Annotated in this window: 19 protein-coding genes; 9 read left to right on the top strand and 10 right to left on the bottom strand. The window is 69.8% G+C overall.

All coding sequences use genetic code 11. The features are described from left to right. The first annotated feature begins 14 nt into the window (after positions 1-14). A complete protein-coding gene (locus AORI_RS53900; RefSeq protein ID WP_016332950.1) occupies positions 15-533 on the top strand; it encodes a pyridoxamine 5'-phosphate oxidase family protein in 519 nt (172 codons plus the stop codon). A gap of 192 nt (positions 534-725) precedes the next feature. On the opposite strand, the gene AORI_RS53895 is transcribed toward AORI_RS53900, so the two are convergent. Further along, entirely contained in the window at positions 726-1,925 is a 1,200-nt protein-coding gene (locus tag AORI_RS53895; protein ID WP_228688342.1) for a hypothetical protein, read from the bottom strand. Between the two features lie 46 nt (positions 1,926-1,971). Beyond that, the gene (locus AORI_RS53890) at positions 1,972-2,238 is read right to left on the bottom strand and encodes a hypothetical protein (protein ID WP_016332948.1); all 267 of its coding nucleotides are present in this window, start codon (positions 2,236-2,238) and stop codon (positions 1,972-1,974) included. Between the two features lie 62 nt (positions 2,239-2,300). Between AORI_RS53890 and AORI_RS53885 the strand changes: the two genes are divergently transcribed. Both AORI_RS53885 and AORI_RS53880 read left to right on the top strand, forming a co-directional pair. Continuing rightward, positions 2,301-3,092 carry a class I SAM-dependent methyltransferase gene (locus tag AORI_RS53885; protein ID WP_016332947.1) on the top strand — a complete coding sequence of 264 codons (792 nt, stop codon included), beginning with the start codon at positions 2,301-2,303 and terminating at the stop codon, positions 3,090-3,092. Beyond that, positions 3,089-4,279 carry a hypothetical protein gene (locus AORI_RS53880; RefSeq protein ID WP_016332946.1) on the top strand — a complete coding sequence of 397 codons (1,191 nt, stop codon included), beginning with the start codon at positions 3,089-3,091 and terminating at the stop codon, positions 4,277-4,279. The genes AORI_RS53885 and AORI_RS53880 overlap by 4 nt, the downstream gene beginning before the upstream one ends. Here AORI_RS53880 and AORI_RS53875 read toward each other — a convergent pair. Together AORI_RS53875 and AORI_RS53870 are read right to left on the bottom strand one after the other, a co-directional pair. Then, entirely contained in the window at positions 4,271-4,480 is a 210-nt protein-coding gene (locus tag AORI_RS53875) for a hypothetical protein (RefSeq protein WP_016332945.1), read from the bottom strand. The genes AORI_RS53880 and AORI_RS53875 overlap by 9 nt on opposite strands. After that, a complete protein-coding gene (locus AORI_RS53870; protein WP_016332944.1) occupies positions 4,477-5,061 on the bottom strand; it encodes a hypothetical protein in 585 nt (194 codons plus the stop codon). Before AORI_RS53870 ends, AORI_RS53875 begins: the two co-directional genes overlap by 4 nt. A 110-nt stretch (positions 5,062-5,171) precedes the next feature. Here AORI_RS53870 and AORI_RS53865 point away from each other — a divergent pair, with 110 nt between their 5' ends. From AORI_RS53865 to AORI_RS53855, 3 genes are all read left to right on the top strand, one after another. Next, the gene (locus tag AORI_RS53865; protein ID WP_016332943.1) at positions 5,172-6,350 is read left to right on the top strand and encodes a sensor histidine kinase; all 1,179 of its coding nucleotides are present in this window, start codon (positions 5,172-5,174) and stop codon (positions 6,348-6,350) included. Further along, positions 6,347-7,009, top strand: coding sequence for a response regulator (locus AORI_RS53860; RefSeq protein ID WP_016332942.1), 663 nt, complete (start codon positions 6,347-6,349; stop codon positions 7,007-7,009). The genes AORI_RS53865 and AORI_RS53860 overlap by 4 nt, the downstream gene beginning before the upstream one ends. Positions 7,010-7,237: 228 nt before the next feature. After that, on the top strand, positions 7,238-8,677 hold the full coding sequence (locus tag AORI_RS53855; RefSeq protein WP_016332941.1) for an APC family permease: 1,440 nt from the start codon (positions 7,238-7,240) through the stop codon (positions 8,675-8,677). Here the strand turns inward: AORI_RS53855 and AORI_RS53850 are convergent. The 3 genes from AORI_RS53850 to AORI_RS53840 are packed head-to-tail and all read right to left on the bottom strand — an operon-like array spanning position 8,652 to position 10,577. Beyond that, positions 8,652-9,320 (bottom strand): DUF6885 family protein, encoded by a 669-nt coding sequence (locus AORI_RS53850; protein WP_016332940.1) that lies wholly within the window; start codon positions 9,318-9,320, stop codon positions 8,652-8,654. The genes AORI_RS53855 and AORI_RS53850 overlap by 26 nt on opposite strands. Then, complete coding sequence (locus tag AORI_RS53845; RefSeq protein ID WP_016332939.1) at positions 9,320-9,736, bottom strand: GNAT family N-acetyltransferase; 417 nt, start codon at positions 9,734-9,736, stop codon at positions 9,320-9,322. The genes AORI_RS53850 and AORI_RS53845 overlap by 1 nt, the downstream gene beginning before the upstream one ends. 46 nt (positions 9,737-9,782) lie before the next feature. Continuing rightward, positions 9,783-10,577 (bottom strand): EamA family transporter, encoded by a 795-nt coding sequence (locus AORI_RS53840; protein ID WP_043848707.1) that lies wholly within the window; start codon positions 10,575-10,577, stop codon positions 9,783-9,785. Positions 10,578-10,916: 339 nt separating this feature from the next. Here AORI_RS53840 and AORI_RS84260 point away from each other — a divergent pair, with 339 nt between their 5' ends. The 3 genes from AORI_RS84260 (at position 10,917) to AORI_RS53825 (ending at position 12,658) form a co-directional block, all read left to right on the top strand. Continuing rightward, positions 10,917-11,096 carry a DUF7455 domain-containing protein gene (locus AORI_RS84260; RefSeq protein WP_016332937.1) on the top strand — a complete coding sequence of 60 codons (180 nt, stop codon included), beginning with the start codon at positions 10,917-10,919 and terminating at the stop codon, positions 11,094-11,096. Positions 11,097-11,202: 106 nt separating this feature from the next. Then, positions 11,203-12,066 (top strand): alpha/beta fold hydrolase, encoded by an 864-nt coding sequence (locus AORI_RS53830; protein ID WP_016332936.1) that lies wholly within the window; start codon positions 11,203-11,205, stop codon positions 12,064-12,066. After that, complete coding sequence (locus AORI_RS53825) at positions 12,047-12,658, top strand: TetR/AcrR family transcriptional regulator (RefSeq protein WP_016332935.1); 612 nt, start codon at positions 12,047-12,049, stop codon at positions 12,656-12,658. The genes AORI_RS53830 and AORI_RS53825 overlap by 20 nt, the downstream gene beginning before the upstream one ends. A gap of 59 nt (positions 12,659-12,717) precedes the next feature. Here AORI_RS53825 and AORI_RS53820 read toward each other — a convergent pair whose 3' ends face one another. From AORI_RS53820 to AORI_RS53810, 3 genes are read right to left on the bottom strand one after another with little or no spacing between them, the layout of a single operon-like run. Further along, the gene (locus AORI_RS53820) at positions 12,718-13,899 is read right to left on the bottom strand and encodes an ROK family transcriptional regulator (protein WP_046199773.1); all 1,182 of its coding nucleotides are present in this window, start codon (positions 13,897-13,899) and stop codon (positions 12,718-12,720) included. 11 nt (positions 13,900-13,910) lie between these two features. After that, complete coding sequence (locus AORI_RS53815) at positions 13,911-15,371, bottom strand: sugar ABC transporter permease (RefSeq protein ID WP_016332933.1); 1,461 nt, start codon at positions 15,369-15,371, stop codon at positions 13,911-13,913. A 23-nt stretch (positions 15,372-15,394) separates the two neighbouring features. After that, positions 15,395-16,168 carry an ATP-binding cassette domain-containing protein gene (locus AORI_RS53810; protein ID WP_005164482.1) on the bottom strand — a complete coding sequence of 258 codons (774 nt, stop codon included), beginning with the start codon at positions 16,166-16,168 and terminating at the stop codon, positions 15,395-15,397. Between the last annotated feature and the right edge of the window lie 32 nt (positions 16,169-16,200).

The following is a 16,200-nucleotide window of genomic DNA, read 5'->3' as shown; positions in this document are numbered from 1 at the left end:
TTCGACGCGTGGGTATGACGACACCTCACGCCACCAGGAACCTCGACCGCTACGGCTCCGCGGAACTCCCCTGGAGCCGCGCGCGGGACGTCCTCGCCGAGGACACCCCGACCGCCGACCTGACCTTCTTCGTGACCACCGTGCGTCCCGACGGGCGTCCGCATTCGGCGGGCGTCGGCGCCGTCTGGGTGGACGACGCCCTGTTCTTCAAAGGCGGGCCGGGCACCCGCCGGTCCCGCAACCTGGCCGTGAACCCGGCGTGCGCCGTTTCGGTGCGGCTGCGGGGAATCGACCTCACGATGGAGGGCGAGGCGCACCGGGTCACCGACCCGGCGACGCTGGAACGGGTCGCGGCGGTCTACCGGACGGGCGGCTGGCCCGCGACGGTGGAGGGCGACGCGCTCACCGCTCCCTTCAGCGCGCCCAGCGCCGGCGCCCCGCCCTGGTATCTGTACCGCCTCGCCCTGCGCCGGGCCATCGGGGTGGCGGGCGCCGAACCCCATGGCGCCACCCGCTGGGACTTCACCCCCTGACCTCCCGGCCCAAGGCACGTGACACTGCCCGGCCGCAGGCGCTTAAACACGGTCGGCAGTGGGCTGAAGGCTCCCTTCGCCGCATCAGACTCGGCGAAGGGAGCCTTCAGCCCACTCACCCCTCTTGAGAGGCCCCAGCGATGCGGTTCCTTGCGCGTGCAACTACCACATCGAGAGGACGAAATGCGGGCTTCAGGACCGGCCGGTCAAGGTGGTCCACGGGACGTGCACGGTCACCCGCTCCCGGAGTTGTTCGTTCATCAGCCACAGCTCCCCCGTCGCCGGCCAGTACGACAGGTTCTGCGAGTTCACCGGCGCCCGGCCGCTCAGCCGCGACGTCGACGTGCCGCCGACTCCGCCGTGCAGGCACGAAGGATGGTCGCCCGCCACCCCGGCGTACTCGGGGCACACACCGGTCAGCACGAAATATCCGTTGCGCGACACCGCTCCCTGCATGCCCCACACCGGCGACACGAAGCCTTCCTTCGCGTGCACGGTGCCGTCGGCCGAAAGCTGGGGCAGCCCGGTCGCGCGGTCGAACGGCCACCGCAGCACCCGGCCGCCCGCCGCGTTCGGGATGTGCTCCGCGGTCACGATCGAGCCGTCACTGTGGTCGAACGACATCGTCGCGAGACAAGGCCGTGTCCCGGGCGCGTTGGTGCAGGCGCCGCCGCCGGGGTACCAGTACGCGCCGATCTGCGGCATCGCGTAGTCGTAGAACGCCGCGTGGTACTTGCCGTCCGGGCCCTTGCCGACGACGCCGGAGCTGTCGTCGACCTTCCAGAAATGCGTGGTGTCGAAGACCCGCACCACGCCACCGGTGGTCGCGACGAACAGCCGGTTCCCGATCCAGGTCATGCCGTGCCCATGCCCTTGCACGACGGCGAAATTGTCGTTCGACGTCGGTTCGACGAGCAGCACGTGCCGATATCCCAGCCCCGTCGCGTCCACAAAGGACAGACGGACCATGGTGTCGCCGGGGGTGTGCCAGGACGTCGCCACCACCCGCTTGCCGCCGACCTTCCCGGTCGCCGCGTCGGCGTCGCCGGAACCGGTGAGTCCCTGCGGGATCCAGTCGTTGGTCTTGTCGTCGTTCGCGTCTTCCCAGCAGAATCCCGCCGGGTTCAGCGCCGCCGCGAGATACGTGGCGTGACACAGCGGCCGCGCCTTCCGGTTCGCCGACGACAGGATCTCCGGCAACCCGCGAGCCGGGAGGTGGTTCTCCAGCGCGGCGATCCGGGCGCCGTAGGTGCCGAAGCTCGAACCGGAGGTCCAGCGGAAACCGTCGACCGTGGCCGCGTCCATCTTCGGGAAGGCGGCAGCGGCGGAGGCCACGCCCGGGAGGAGCGTGAACACCAGCAGGAGTGAAGCGAGAAGTCCCAGCCTCTTCATGCCCGCGAGCCTTCCGGCCGCGCGCATACTTTCGATACAAACCGTGTCAGGACACGGAAAGCCCGCGCTCGGCCAGGGACTCCTCGACGCGCAGCCGTTCGATCTCCCGGTCGAAGCCCTCCGGCAGTTCACCCAGCCGGTGCACCCGGCGGAGATCGGCGGCGAGTTTCTCGATGGGCGGTCCGGCCGGGAGTTCCGGCCGGCGGCGGCCGCGCCACCACCGCACCCCGGCCGGCACTTTCAGCGCGCACCAGAAAAGCACCGAAGGCGCCACGGCGACAACGGCGTACAGCGCGACAGGCCCGATGGCCATGACTCATGGTAATCCCGCGCGGAGCGCCGGAGAATCCGCGAATCCGGGCTATATTCGCGACTGTGCTGACCGAGGGCTACCGCTATCCGGACGCCGGCGACCACGTCACCGGCGTGTTCATCCGACGGCACGAACCCTACGACGGCTACTGGACGGCCAGCGAGGACCGCGCGCTCGGGAAGGTCGCCGAGCGGCTCACCGCGATCCTCGGCCCACGCGACAAGGTGAAGGCACTCGACGCCGGGTGCGGCGAAGGCCGCCTTCTCCCCTGGCTCGCCCGGTTCTCCGCCGACGTCACCGCCGCGGATCCCGATCCGGACAGGCTGGCCAAGGCACGTGAGACCGTCGTCGAGGACACCGCGTTCTCCTTCGCCGTCTCGCCGATCACGGATCTGGACGGCGGCCCGTACGACCTCGTGGTGTGCAGTCACGTCATCCAGCACGTGCCGACACCGGACGTCGGGCCGATCCTGCGGCGCCTGGCCGGGATCACCGCGCCCGGCGGCGTACTGGTGCTCGCCTACAGCCGGTCGCCGATCGGGCAGGGCGCGTTCAGTCTCGACAGTGTCGAAGCGGGCGGCGAAGTCCGCTCACACCGGGTATCGCGCGAAGAGTTCGACAAGGCGCTCCACGACGGCGGCCCGGCGCTCCCGGTCCGCTATCTGGACCCGGCGGAGATCGCCGCCGACGCGGCCGAAGCGGGCTGGCGCACCGAGTGGGAGTGGACGTACCACGTCCTCGACGATCTCGGCCCGGCCGACGAGCACATCGACCGCGACGAACTGGTCAACGCCTCCGGCCCGCTGCGCCGTCACCTCGGCCGGGACCTGATCACCCTGCTGCGCCGCGGATGACCGCGGTTCTCCTCACCTTCGCGTGGGCGGTCCCGCTGTCGGAGCGGGAGGCCGGGAAGGTGCTGGACGGCGGACGGGACCGCGGCCTGCTCGCCCACCTCGACGGGAAGCTCGGCGACGAGTGGACGGCGGCGGAGAACTTCCTGGCCAATTACACGACACCGCCGCGAAGACGGGTGCTGCGCAAACGCAGGCTCGCGATCCGGGCCGGCGAGACCGGCCTGCCGTGCGAACTCGTCGTCACCTGGCATCCCGCCTATCACGCGATGACGCTGGTCCTCGCCACCACGATCACCGGCGCGGCGGCGGACGGGCCCGCCGCCGAGTTCGACCTCGCCATCGCGATCCTGCAAAGCCTTCAGGGCCGGGAGACGTCGAACGGGGAACGAGGGCTGCACGGCCGCTACGGCGAGAAGACGTTCCCGTCGCTGCTCAAGGCCGTCACCCATGTCTTCGAGGACCTGACCAAGGGCTGCGGCTTGACCGAGGGGCTCGGCCGCAAGGGCTGGTGCGTCGAACTGCGGTCCCACGACGGGCATCCGCCCGCCCAGCGGGTCGCCGCCGATCCCCGGCCGTTCTACGGGCTGGCCACCAGCGACGAGGGCTGGCGGTTCGTGCCCCGCGAGGTCGCCAGGGACGCGCTCGGCCCGTCGTGGGGTACGCGGTCGTTCGTCGCCGCGTACACGATGGCGGGCGGGATCGTCTGCCTCAACAGCAAGGACGCCGAGTACGTCGAGCACCAGGCCGAGCTGATGCGCGGCCCGTTCGGCGAAGCCGAGCCGTATTTCGGCATCGACAGCGAGATCGGCGGGCTCGACCACGGGATGCTCTTCATCCTCGAACGGGTGCTGATCCGGATGGCGCTGGCCGACCAGTGGCTGGCGTCGATGAAGAAGACCGGGAGCCGCACCCGGCTGTTGCGCGGCTCGCTCGACGACATCCTCGAAATGCTGCATTCGGTGCTGCCGCCCGAGATCGACTCGCTGGAGCGCCGGCTGGTCACCAGCATGGGCGTGGAGCGGATCATCGCCCAGCTCGACCGCCAGGCCGAGGCGATGGACGAGGAGACCAGGTACGCCTACGAGAACACGGTGAGCGCGCGGGTCACGCGGCTCACCGTGGTGACCGTCGTGCTGACGGTCGTCACCATCGTCCTCGGGGTCCTGCAGGTGCTCGTCTCACTCTGACCGGCGGCGCTGCTTGCGGGCGCGTTCGGCGAACAGCACCCCCACCCCCGCGGCCACCATCAGCGCGCTCGCCACCACGTGCATCCCCGGCGGGAGCAGATGGAGCTGGACGAACCAGCTCGGGTTCGTGCTCCCCAGCAACCGGTTGATCAGCCCGCCCCCGCCCTGCACCAGCAGGATGATCCCCAGCAGTTCGATCATCGTCGTACCCCTTCCCCGACCTTGTCCTTGGGTGACAACTCCTGCCACAGCGGCCCGGTGGCGAACCAGATGGCGGTCACGACCCCCAGCCGTGGCAGCCAGCCCCACAACGGGTCGACCTGTGCGGTGCCACCCGCCATGACGATCAGCAGGAGCAGCACCCCGGCGGCCAGCCCGCAGGCCAGCACGCATTTGAACCAGTCACGCCACTCGGCGCGCAGCTTCTCCCGGCCCCTCGGTTTGGGCGGCGGTGGCGGCCCGCCCGCGAACCGGTGCGCGAACCGCACGTCGGCCCACTTGATCATCGAATGCCCGAACACCACGCTGAAGCCCAGGTACACCGCGGCGAGGCCGTGCACGAAGTTCGCCGTGGCCCCGTCGCGCAGATCGATGACGGTCGCGACCAGCACGACGAGGTCGATCACCGGGGTCAGGAGCAGCAGCGCGACACCGGTGCGCTTGAGCTTGAGCGGATAGCGGGCCACGAGGCCGGCGAGGATGGCGACCCAGAAACCGATCTCCCCGCCGGCGATCACGGCCGCCATCGGGTTTTCCGCGATGAAGTCCCAGATCTTGTTCACGAGCCGAGTCTGTCCCGGGAGACGGCGAGTCCGCGTCGGCGTACGGCACGAGATCATCGTCATCAGTTCGTAGGACCCCGTGGCGGGTGCCGGTGTGCTGGGATGGAACGGTGCCCACGTTCGTCCCGCGCCTGAACCACCTCGCCGAATGGAAACAGGACCTCGTCATCGCCTTCGGCACCTGGGTCCTCGGCGTGCTGGTCTATCTCAGCGGGATGCACGTGCTGCTCAACGGCAAGGACGACACGCCACTGTGGATCCGGTTGACCGAGCTGACCGTGTTGTGCCTCCTGCAACTGCTGCGCCGCAAAGTCCCTTTCGGACTGCTGTGCGGGCTCGTCGTCCTCGCCGTGGACATCGCGTTCGGTCCCTCGCTGCCGATCTTCGTCATCTTCACCGACTTCCTCTACGCGACGACGCTGTACGGCTCACGACGTGTCAGCCGGGTGATGATCGGCGTCGCCGCGGTCGGGACGCTCGCGGCGGTCTGCCTGGCGCTCCTCTTCTCCGCGCAGTGGCGTACGGCGATCCTCGTCGCGTTCGCGTTCCTGCCGTTCCTGGTCACCCCGGTGTGGTGGGCGGCCAACGTCCGCCAGCAGCGGGACATCGCCCACAACGAGCGGGCGAACGCGGTCCAGCTGGCCACGATCGGCGAACTGGACCGGAAGGCCGCCGTGGCCGGGGAACGGTCGAAGATGGCGCGGGATCTGCACGACGTCATCGCCGGGCATCTCTCCGCGATCGCGATCCAGTCCGAAGCCGCGCTGTCGATGGCCACCGCCGACCCGAAGCTGTCCAGGAAGGTGCTGGAATCGGTGCGGGAGAACAGTGTCAGCGCGCTGGAGGAGATGCGCGCGATGATCGGGCTGCTGCGCGCGGACACCGAGATCGAGCCGACCGCGCCCGCCCGGCTGGCCGAACTGTCCAAACTGGTCGAATCGGCGCGGGCGAGCGGGCTGGCGGTCGAGCTCGGCGCGGTGCCGGACCGGTCCGCCGACCTGCCCGCCGCGGTCGACCTCACCGCGTACCGGATCGCGCAGGAGGCGCTGACCAACGCGATGAAACACGCTCCCGGCGGGCGGGCCGTCCTCGACATCCGGTCGAGCGGCGGCATACTCACCGTCGAGGTGCGCAACGATCTTCAGCCGGGCCGCTCCGGCGACGGCGGGACCGGCCTCGGCCTGCTGAACATGCGGGAACGCGCCGCCGCGGTGGGCGGCACCTTCACCGCCGGGCCGTCCGGCGGTCGCTGGCTGGTCCGCGCCGAACTGCCTCTGGAGGGGTCTTGAGCGACGGGAACATCAGGGTGCTGGTCGCCGACGACCACGGCGCGATCCGTGCCGGGCTGATGATGATCCTCGGCAACGCCGAGGGCATCGAGGTGGTCGGCGAGGCCGCGGACGGCGCCATCGCCGTCCGCCAGGCGAAGGCACTGAAGCCGGACGTCGTGCTGATGGACGTGCGGATGCCCGGGGTCGACGGCATCGCCGCCACGCGGGAACTGACCGCGGAGGGGTTGTGCGAGGTTCTCGTGCTCACCACCTTCGATCTCGACGAGTACGTCCACGCCGCGCTGCGGGCGGGCGCGGCCGGGTTCCTGCTGAAGTCGGTGGAGGCGTCGCGGCTGATCGAGGCGGTGAAACTGGTCGCGGCGGGCGAAGGAGTGCTCGCGCCGCAGGTCACGCGGAAGCTGATCGCCGCCTTCGCCGCCGGGACCCGCGAACCTTCCGCCGTCCCCGCCGGGCTCGAAGACCTGACCGAACGCGAACGCGAAGTGCTGGCGTGCCTGGGCGGCGGGCTGTCCAACGCGCAGATCGGGACCCGGCTGCACATCGGCGAGACCACGGTGAAGACGCACGTCTCCCGGGTGCTGACGAAACTGGGGCTGCGGTCACGCGTGCAGGCGGCGATCCTGGCGCAGGAGAACGGTGTCGTGCTGGAGGGGTGAACTCCCTTCCTGTCCGGGCGGTTCCGTCACTGTCGCGCGTGGGCTGAAGGCTCCCTTCACCGCGTCTGATGCGGCGAAAGCTCCCTTCGCCTCCGCCGGATACGGGTCGTGAGTGGCGTTTCGGGTTAGAACCCGAAACGCCACTCACGACCAGCTGGACCGATCCCACCGATCTGCGAGGTGGACGGCGATCTTCTAGCGTGACCCTTCATGCGGCGAACTCTGGACGTGGACGAGGTCCTGAAACGGCAGGATTCCGGTGAGCTGAAACGCCGCCTGCACGGGCGCGACCTGATCGGGTTCGGGGTCGGCATCATCATCGGCACCGGCATCTTCACCCTCGCCGGGGTCGAGGCGAAGACCCACGCGGGCCCGTCGGTGACGCTGTCGTTCGTGCTCGGCGCCGTCGTGGCCGGGATGGCCGCCCTCTGCTACGCCGAACTCGCCTCCAGCGTGCCGACGGCCGGAAGCGCCTACACCTACGCCTTCGCCACCCTCGGCGAGACCTTCGCCTGGATCATCGGCTGGGATCTGCTGCTCGAATTCGCCCTCGGCGCGGCCGTCGTGTCCCGCGGCTGGTCCGGCTATCTCGCGAATCTGATGGGGCTCTCCCCCGACTGGTTCGGCGAAGACGCGAAGGTGAACGTAGGCGCGGTCGTGATCATCGCCGTGCTGACCGTGATCGCCGTCCTCGGCATCAAGGAGTCGGCGCGGGTGACGAATCTGCTCGTGCTGGTCAAGGTCGCGGTCTGCGTGCTGATCCTCGCGGTCGGCGTGTTCTACATCCGCGGCGAGAACCTCACGCCGTTCATCCCGGCCGCGCAGCCGCCGACGGAGACCGCCGGGACACTGCATCAGCCGATCGTGCAAGCCGCGCTCGGGCTCGAACAGTCCGTCTACGGCATCGCCGGGATGGTGACCGCCGCGGCCGTCGTCTTCTTCGCCTACACCGGTTTCGAGGCACTCGCCAACCTCGGCGAGGAGACCGTGAACCCGAAACGCGATCTGCGGGTCGGCATCCTCGGCGCGCTCGGCGTCTGCGCGCTGCTCTACATCGGCGTCTCGCTGGTGCTGACCGGGATGGTCCCGTTCGCCGAGATCGACGCGGGCGCCCCGCTCGCCGACGCCTTCGACCGGGTCGGCCAGCACTGGGTGGGCGCGCTGATCTCGCTCGGCGCCGTCACCGGGCTGACGTCGGTGATGATGGTGGAGCTGGTGACGATCGGCCGGATCGGCTTCGCGATGGGCCGCGACGGGCTGCTGCCGAAGAAGTTCGGCACGGCGCATCCGCGCTGGGGCACCCCGCACCGGATGACCATCGCCGGCGCGGTGCTGATCGCGGCGCTGGCCGCGTTCGTCCCGATCTCCGAACTCGCCGACATGGTCAGCATCGGCGCCCTGTCGGCGATGATCATCGTCGCGCTGGCCGTCCCGGTGCTGCGCAAACGGCGGCCGGATCTGGAACGCCCGTTCACCGTGCCGTTCTCGCCGTATCTGCCCATCGTGGCGGCGCTGGCGTGCTTCTACCTGATGCTGAACCTCGACGTGATGACGTGGCTGCGGTTCGCCGCGTGGCTGGGCCTCGGCATGCTGATCTATCTCTTCTACGGGCGCAAGCATTCCCGCTTCGCGAAGGACGAGCTCAGCTCCACAGACCGGCCGTCGTGATCGCGGCGACGGCGGCCTCGGTGTCGCCGTCGTCCACCACGACCAGCATCCGCTTCAGCGCCGCGGCCATCCATTCCACCGGCTGGTCGTGTAAACCGTTGTCCCCCAAGGACGGGTAACCGTCCATAATGGACACCAGGGTGCCTTCGGCGCCGATCCGCATCCCGGCGGCCAGCACGTGATGGCCGGCGGGCGGACGCCAGCGTGACGACCACAGCGGCGGGATCCCGGTGTCGAGATAGTCGAGCAGCGCTCGCGCCGGGGTGTCGTGCGCGCCGAATTCGCCCGCGTCGACCTCCGCGATCAACGCGACCCTCGGCAGCCGCCACAGCGCGGCCAGGAGCATGAACAACGAATGCGGAGCCCAGTTCCCGGTGGCGGGCACGGCGACGAGCCGCCCGCCCGACAGTGTTTCGATCGCCCGCGCAAGGCCTTCGTGTGTGGTGCCGGACAGGGCCGCGACCTCGTCCTGGTCCGCGACGTCGAAGCCCGCCGCGCGGAGGGCGGCCAGCGCGGTGAACGGCCCGGCGAGACCGTCCCGCTGCGGCAGTTCGGCCCGGGCGACGGCGACGAGGTGCTCGCCCCCTGGCAGCCAGCGGCGATCGGACAGTCCCGTCCGGTCGCCGTCGATTCCGGACGACATCAGTCTTCGAACGTCCACGACTGCATGATGAACGGCCCGTCGTTCGACGCACCGGCCGAGGTGTAGGTCGCCAGCGCGGCCTTGTTGTCCGTTTCGACGCCGACCCACATCCCGCGGCAGCCGCGTTCCCGCGCGATACCGGCCAGCGCGTCGACGAGGTCACGGCCGATGCCGCGCCGCTGGTAGTCGGGGCTGACGTCGAGTTCGTTGAGGAACATCTCGGTGCCCTTGTCCGGATGCGTCACCTCGGTACCGGTGATCATCCCCGCCGGTTCGCCGTCCTCGTAGGCGATGAGGAGGTGGTTCTCCTCCCCCGCGAGGAACTTCTCGGACGCCTCCCGTTGCGCGGGGCCGTCGAACAGGTGCTGAGCGGCGACGACCTCCTCGACGGTGCCCGCCCGCCGGATCTCGGCCACGTGTCCTCCCGGTGCTGAAAGCGCCACAGACCGCTCAGTATCCCGCTCAGAGGGGCGCCGAGTCATCACGTTTCCCCGGAGAGCGCAGCGCCACCCCGGCGACGACGGCCAGCGTGCCGAGGGCCTCGGGCAGGGCCGGGACCTGACGGAGCCAGAGGAAGCCGATCACGCCGGCCGTGACCGGCAGCAACGCGAGCAGCAGCGCGAACCGCGCCTGCCCGGCCTTGCGCAGGACCACTTGGTCGAGCGCGTACGGCACGACGGTCGAGAGCACGCCCACCCCGACGCCGAGCAGCAGCAAACGTGGCGAACCCCACACCGCCCCGGTGCCGAGCGCCAGCGGCGACAGCACCACGGTGCCGACCGCGAAGCCGACGGCCAGCCCGTCGATCCCGTTCCCGCCGACCGCGACGCGCTTCCCGAGCAGGATGTACCCGGCCCAGGCGGCTGCCGCGCCAAGGGCGAACAGCACGCCGAGCAGGCTGCCTTCGAGCCGGACGTCCGCGATGGCGACCACCCCGGCCGCCACCAGCAGCAGCGCGAGGACGTCGCGACGGGTCCGCGAGCCGAACGCCGCCACCACCACGGGCCCGGCGAACTCGAGGGCGACCGCGGTGCCCAGCGGCAGCCGCGCGATCGCCTCGTAGAAGAGCACGTTCATCCCGGCGGTGACGACGCCGAAGGCGCCCGCGAGCAGGAACGTGCGGCCGGTCCACGCCGAGCGGGGTGGCCTGCGCCACGCGAGGAGGACCACCGCCGCCCCGAGACAGCGGAGCCAGGCCACCCCCGCGGGGGAGGCGACCGAAAAGAGACCTACGGCGACGGCCGCACCGGCGTACATCGAAATTCCGCTGAGAACGAACAAGACCGGCGCAGGCACGCTCGCGACACGGTTCCGGACGACTGCGATTCCCACCCCTGCATGGTGCCTGACATGGGAAAAGAGCCTTCGGCGGGGAGTCTTCTCCCACGTTGCGTGATTACGCTACGGCATCCGAGGTAATTACCAGTGACAAATGAGACACCCGCACGGGAACACTTGCGGGCCGCCAAACGTCTGGAAGAGTGGAAGCACGAACACGGCGGAGCCGGGAACGAACGTTGCCGGCATCAGTGCCGAAGTGGTCGTAGCTGGATCGATGGCACCGGGCCACCGGTGCCGGGACGGAGGGAGACTCCAATGACTTCACCGACGCTCACCCGCCCCGAACTGACCGCTGCCGACCGATGCGACCGGTGTGGAGCTGCAGCCCAGGTTCGAGCCATTCTCAGCACCGGTGGCGAGTTGCTCTTCTGTGGTCACCACGCCCGCGCACACGAGACGAAGCTCAAGGAAATGTCCGCGGACATTCAGCGGTAGCCCACCAGTCCACGACCACCGGCGGCCGGCTACTCCCCTCGGGGAGAGAGCCGGCCGCCCTGTTTTTGTCGTACAAAAACATACAGACAGCATGTATGTTGGTTCCATGACGACCAGCGACCTCCTCGGCGAAGCCCACGTGGTGGATCTCGGCGACGCCCGCCTCCGCTATCGCGACCGCGGCGACGGCCCTCCCGTGGTCTTCGTGCACGGCCTGCTGACCAACGGCCTGCTCTGGCGCAAGGTGGCGCCCGCGGTCGCCGACGCGGGCTTCCGCTGCCTGACCCCGGACTGGCCGCTGGGTTCGCACGAGATCCCGGTCCCCCACGCCGAGCTGAGCCCGCCCGGGGTCGCGGCGCTCATCGCGCGGTTCCTCGAAGCGCTCGACCTGACCGACGTCACCGTGGTCGCGAACGACACCGGCGGCGCGCTGACGCAACTGCTCATGACCACGAACCCGGAGCGGGTGGGCCGGGTCGTGCTGACCCCGTCGGACTCCTTCGAACGCTTCCTGCCGCCGTTGTTCGCGGGGCTGAGCCCGCTGGCGCGGATCCCCGGCGGCGTCGGACTGGTGACCGCGGCGCTGCGCTGGCGGTGGCCCCTGAAGGCGACGGACTTCCTCTGGCTGGCCAAGCACCCGGTCCCGGACCACATCCTCGACGCGTACCTGCTGCCCAGCCGCCGGAGTGCGGAGATCCGCGACGATCTGCGCCGGTTCATGGCGAGCGTCCACCACCGCTACACCCTGACCGCCGCCGAGCGGCTGCCCGCGTTCACCAAGCCCGTGCTGCTGGCCTGGGCACCCGAAGACCGGCACTTCCCGTTGTGGGTGGGCCGCAAGCTCGCCGGGATCCTGCCGAACGCCGAACTGAAGACGATCGAGGACTCCTACGCCTTCGTGCCGGAGGACCAGCCGGAGCGGCTGAGCGGCATGATGGTGGAATTCCTGCGTGCCCACGCCACGACGTAGCCAGACCGAACGCTCGCAGTCGACGCAGGCCGCGTTGATCACGGCGGCGCGGACACTGTTCGCCGAACAGGGTTACGCCGCCGTGCCCGCCGACGAGATCGTCCGGGCGGCGGGTGTCACCCGCGGCGCGCTGTACCACCACTTCGGGGACAAACAGGGGCTGTTCCGCGCCGTGATCGAGCAGATCGAAACGGAGATCACCGAGGAGCTGAAGACCGTCCTGGACGCCGCGGGCGACCCGTGGACAGGGGCGCTCGGGGTGCTGAGCCGGTTCCTGGACCTGTGCCTGCGGCCCGAGGTGGTGCGCATCGCGCTGACGGACGCCGTCTCCGTCCTCGGCTGGCAGGAATGGCGTGAACTGGAGGCCCGGTACGGGCTGGGCCTGATCACGGAGATCCTGGAGTCCGCCGCGGCGGACGGGCTGCTGATCGACGCACCGATCCCGGAGCTGGCGCAACTGGCGCTGAGCGCCTGCGCGGAGGCGGCGCTGATGATCGCGCACGCCGAAGACCGCGAAGCCGCGAAGGAGAAGTCCCTGGCCGCCCTGGTGGCCCTGCTGTCCGGCCTCGTGAAGCAGCCCCCGGTGTCATGAAAGGGTCGTTCAGGACGTTTTTCGTCCTGAACGACCCTTTCATGACATCCGCGCGAGCGTCAGACGGTGTCCAGGATCATCTCGAACGCCGCCTCGGCTGCCCCGAGCAGCTTCACGTCCGCCCCGAGCGCGGAGCTCACGATCTGCGTCCCGCCCACGGCCCGGCTGACCAGGCTCCGCCGCCGGACCTCGGCCGCCACCGACTTCACGACCGAATCCGGCAGCACGGTGAGCAGATCGCCCAGCACCACCAGCTGCGGGCCGAGCAGGTTGACCACGTTCACCAGGCCCAGCGTCAGCCATTCCGCGAACTCCGACAGCCGCTCCTCGGCCGCGTGCGGATCCCGGCCCAGCTCGCGCAGTTCGAACAGGATCGCCCCGCGCGGGGTGTTCTCGGGCAGTTCGAGCGCGCGGCACAGCGCCGCCTCGCCGACCTCGGTCTCCCAGCAGCCGCTGGACCCGCAGTAGCAGGGACGGCCGCCCGGCCGGATCGCCATGTGCCCGATCTCGCCGACGTAGCCCGCGCCGCCGCGCAGCGACGAGCCGTCCGCGATGATCCCTCCCCCGACCCCGACGTCGGCGGAGACGTACACGGCGTCCGACGAGCCCCGCGCGGCGCCGCGCAGGTGTTCGGCGATGGCGCCCAGTTCGGCGTCGTTGCCGACCAGGACGGGAATACGCAGCACACCGCCGAGCCGTTCCCCGAGCGCCACGTCGGTCCAGCGCAGGTTGGGCGCCTCGTGGACGTGCCCGTCGGCCCGGCGGACGACGCCGGGCACGGACACGCCCGCGGCGATCGGCTGGACACCCAGGTCACCCGCCAGGACGGTGGTCGACTCGATCACGTGCGTGATCACCTCGTCGGCCTCCCGCGTCCGGCCGTGGAGGTTCCAGCTGTTGCGCCCGAGGATCTGGCCGCCGAACCCGACGAGCGCGATCGCCACGTGTTCGACCTGGAGATCGACCGCGAGCACCACCGCCGCGTGCGGCTGCGGCAGGACCAGGAGCGAGGGGCGGCCCGCCCCTCGTCCCGGCCTCGGGACCCGCTCCTCGACGACCCCCGCTTCCGCGAGGCCGTCGACGAGGGTCTTGATGGTGCTGCGGTTGAGCCCCAGCTCGGTGGCCAGCGTCGCCCTGGTGCTCGGGCCGCTGACGTGCAGCAACCGGAGCAAGGTCGTGCGGTTGTGCCTGCGCACCTCGTCTGGTCGTGCAACGGGTGTGCTGGTCACGGGCTTCATCATTCCATGCGGACTCAGCGCGGCGACGCAGCCGCGCGGCGACGGGACAGCGCGTCCACCGTGGCCGCGAGAAGCAGCACCAGACCGGTGACGATGTTGACCACCGCCGCCGACTGCTTCAGCAGGCCCAGCGCGTTCTCGACGACCGCCAGCACGAGACCACCGATCACCGCGTCGACGACCCGGCCCTTGCCGCCGAACAGCGACGTACCACCGATGACGGCGGCACCGACCGCGAACAGCAGCGTGTTGAGGCCACCGGCCTGCGGGTCGACCGAACCGACCTTCGACGAGTAGACGATCGCGCCGACCGCCGCCACCGCCGAGCAGATGACGAACACCGAGGCCCGGATCTTCTCGACGTTGATACCGGCGCGGCGGGCCGCCTCGCGGTTACCGCCGACGGCGTAGATGTGGCGGCCGTACTGGGTGCGGTTGAGCACGTAGGTGCCGAGTACCAGCAGGCCGAGCACGATCGGCACGACGTACGGGACACCGGAGATGACGATGTTCGGGTTCGGCGCGCGGTTCAGCGTGAGCAGGTAGGTCGCGATCGCGGCGACCACGCCGATCGCGCCGACCTTGAACAGCACCATCGGCGTCGGCTGGGTGACCAGGCCGCGCTTGAGCCGAGAGAAGTGCTGTCCCAGTGTCACGGCGGCGAAACCACCGGCGGCGATCAGGAACAGGATCCAGCTGCCCACAGTGGACAGATTGCCGTTGGCGACCTTGAACAGCACGTCGGAGGTGCTGATGCCGAGCGTGCCGCCCTCACCGATGAACTGGAGGATGACACCCTGCCAGGCGAGGAAGAGCGCCAGCGTCACGACGAACGAGGGCATGCCGATCTTCGAGACGAGGAAGCCGGTGAGGACACCGATCGCGCCACCGACGGAGATCGCGAGCAGCATCTCGATCCACGCGTTGGCCGCGGTTCCCGACAGCACGAGCGCGATGGCGAGCACGGCGAACCCGACGCCCGCCCAGATCCGCAGGATCACGCCGAGCAGCGCGGCGATGGCGAGCACGACGAGGAACGCGATGAACACGCCGTTCCCCATACCGCCCAACAGGTTTCCGTTGCGGACGTAATGCATCGCCAGCACCGCGGCGGTGACACCGGAGGCCGTACCGGCGGAGAGGTCGATCTCGCCGAGCAGCAGCACGAACACGATGCCCATCGCGATGATCGCCTTGCCGGCGCCCTGGGCCATCAGGTTCGCGATGTTGTTCATCGTCAGGAAGGTGTCCGACAGCGAGGCGAACACGATCACCAGCACGAGCAGGCCGAGCAACGCCGGGAGCGAACCCAGCTGTCCGGCCTTGAGCCGGGAGAAGTAGTCGCCGACGGCTTCGCGCGTCGACATCGATGTCGTGTCGATGCCGAAGTCCGTGATGGCCGCCGACGGGTTGAGCGCGGCGGCCGCCGACTTGCCCCCCTCCGGCGAGGCGGGCTTTGCAGGTGTCTCAGTCATTTCCGGTTCTTTCTCGCCTCGGATCAGAGGACGGCGGCTTCGGGGCGGGCAAGGCCGAGGTCGCCGGAGCGACCGGCGGTGATCAGTTCCACGACCTGGCCGTGGGTGACGTCCTTGGTGTGCACCTCGGCGACGAGACGGCCGAGGTAGAGCACGGCGATCCGGTCGGCGACCTCGAAGACGTCGGCCATGTTGTGGCTGATCAGCACCACACCGAGGCCCTGTTCGGCGAGGCGGCGGACGAGGTCGAGCACCTGCCGGGTCTGCGCGACACCGAGCGCGGCGGTGGGCTCGTCGAGCAGGACGACCTTCGAGTCCCACAGCACGGATTTCGCGATCGCGACGGTCTGCCGCTGCCCACCCGAGAGGGCGGAAACGGGCGTGCGGACCGATTTCACGGTGCGGACCGACAGCGACGCGAGCGTCTCGCGGGCGGCCTTCTCCATGCTGGCCTCGTCGAGCAGCCATTTGCTGCCGCGTTCCCGGCCGAGGAACATGTTCTGCACGATGTCGAGGTTCTCGGCGAGCGCGAGGTCCTGGTACACGACCTCGATGCCGAGGTCCGCGGCGTCGCGCGGGCCGTGGATGTTCACCTGCTTGCCCTGGAACGTCACCGTTCCCGAGTCGTAGCCGTGGATCCCGGCGATCGACTTGACCAAAGTGGACTTACCGGCACCGTTGTCGCCGACCAGCGCGGTGACCTCGCCGGCGCGCACGTTGAAGTCCACGTCGTGCAGGACGTGGACCGGCCCGAAGCTCTTGTTGAGCTGCTTCAGTTCGAGGATGGGTTCACTCATGGGGGTTCTCCCGGCTGGGTACCGGGCCGGTG

Origin of the sequence: Amycolatopsis keratiniphila, from assembly GCF_000400635.2 — a bacterium.
GTDB classification, from domain to species: domain Bacteria; phylum Actinomycetota; class Actinomycetes; order Mycobacteriales; family Pseudonocardiaceae; genus Amycolatopsis; species Amycolatopsis keratiniphila.
Note: the sequence above shows the minus strand (reverse complement) of the source record. Positions and strands in the feature narration are given on the sequence as shown.

What these genes read in the sequence shown, in the direction of transcription:
- AORI_RS53890 (WP_016332948.1), bottom strand. Translation starts at nt 2,238, where the DNA reads ATGGCCATCGGGCCTGTCGCGCTGTACGCCGTTGTCGCCGTGGCGCCT.
- AORI_RS53875 (WP_016332945.1), bottom strand. Translation starts at nt 4,480, where the DNA reads ATGATCGAACTGCTGGGGATCATCCTGCTGGTGCAGGGCGGGGGCGGG.
- AORI_RS53820 (WP_046199773.1), bottom strand. Translation starts at nt 13,899, where the DNA reads ATGATGAAGCCCGTGACCAGCACACCCGTTGCACGACCAGACGAGGTG.
- AORI_RS53850 (WP_016332940.1), bottom strand. Translation starts at nt 9,320, where the DNA reads ATGTCGTCCGGAATCGACGGCGACCGGACGGGACTGTCCGATCGCCGC.
- AORI_RS53880 (WP_016332946.1), top strand. Translation starts at nt 3,089, where the DNA reads ATGACCGCGGTTCTCCTCACCTTCGCGTGGGCGGTCCCGCTGTCGGAG.
- AORI_RS53815 (WP_016332933.1), bottom strand. Translation starts at nt 15,371, where the DNA reads ATGACTGAGACACCTGCAAAGCCCGCCTCGCCGGAGGGGGGCAAGTCG.
- AORI_RS53840 (WP_043848707.1), bottom strand. Translation starts at nt 10,577, where the DNA reads ATGTACGCCGGTGCGGCCGTCGCCGTAGGTCTCTTTTCGGTCGCCTCC.
- AORI_RS53895 (WP_228688342.1), bottom strand. Translation starts at nt 1,925, where the DNA reads ATGAAGAGGCTGGGACTTCTCGCTTCACTCCTGCTGGTGTTCACGCTC.
- AORI_RS53810 (WP_005164482.1), bottom strand. Translation starts at nt 16,168, where the DNA reads ATGAGTGAACCCATCCTCGAACTGAAGCAGCTCAACAAGAGCTTCGGG.
- AORI_RS53900 (WP_016332950.1), top strand. Translation starts at nt 15, where the DNA reads ATGACGACACCTCACGCCACCAGGAACCTCGACCGCTACGGCTCCGCG.
- AORI_RS84260 (WP_016332937.1), top strand. Translation starts at nt 10,917, where the DNA reads ATGACTTCACCGACGCTCACCCGCCCCGAACTGACCGCTGCCGACCGA.
- AORI_RS53830 (WP_016332936.1), top strand. Translation starts at nt 11,203, where the DNA reads ATGACGACCAGCGACCTCCTCGGCGAAGCCCACGTGGTGGATCTCGGC.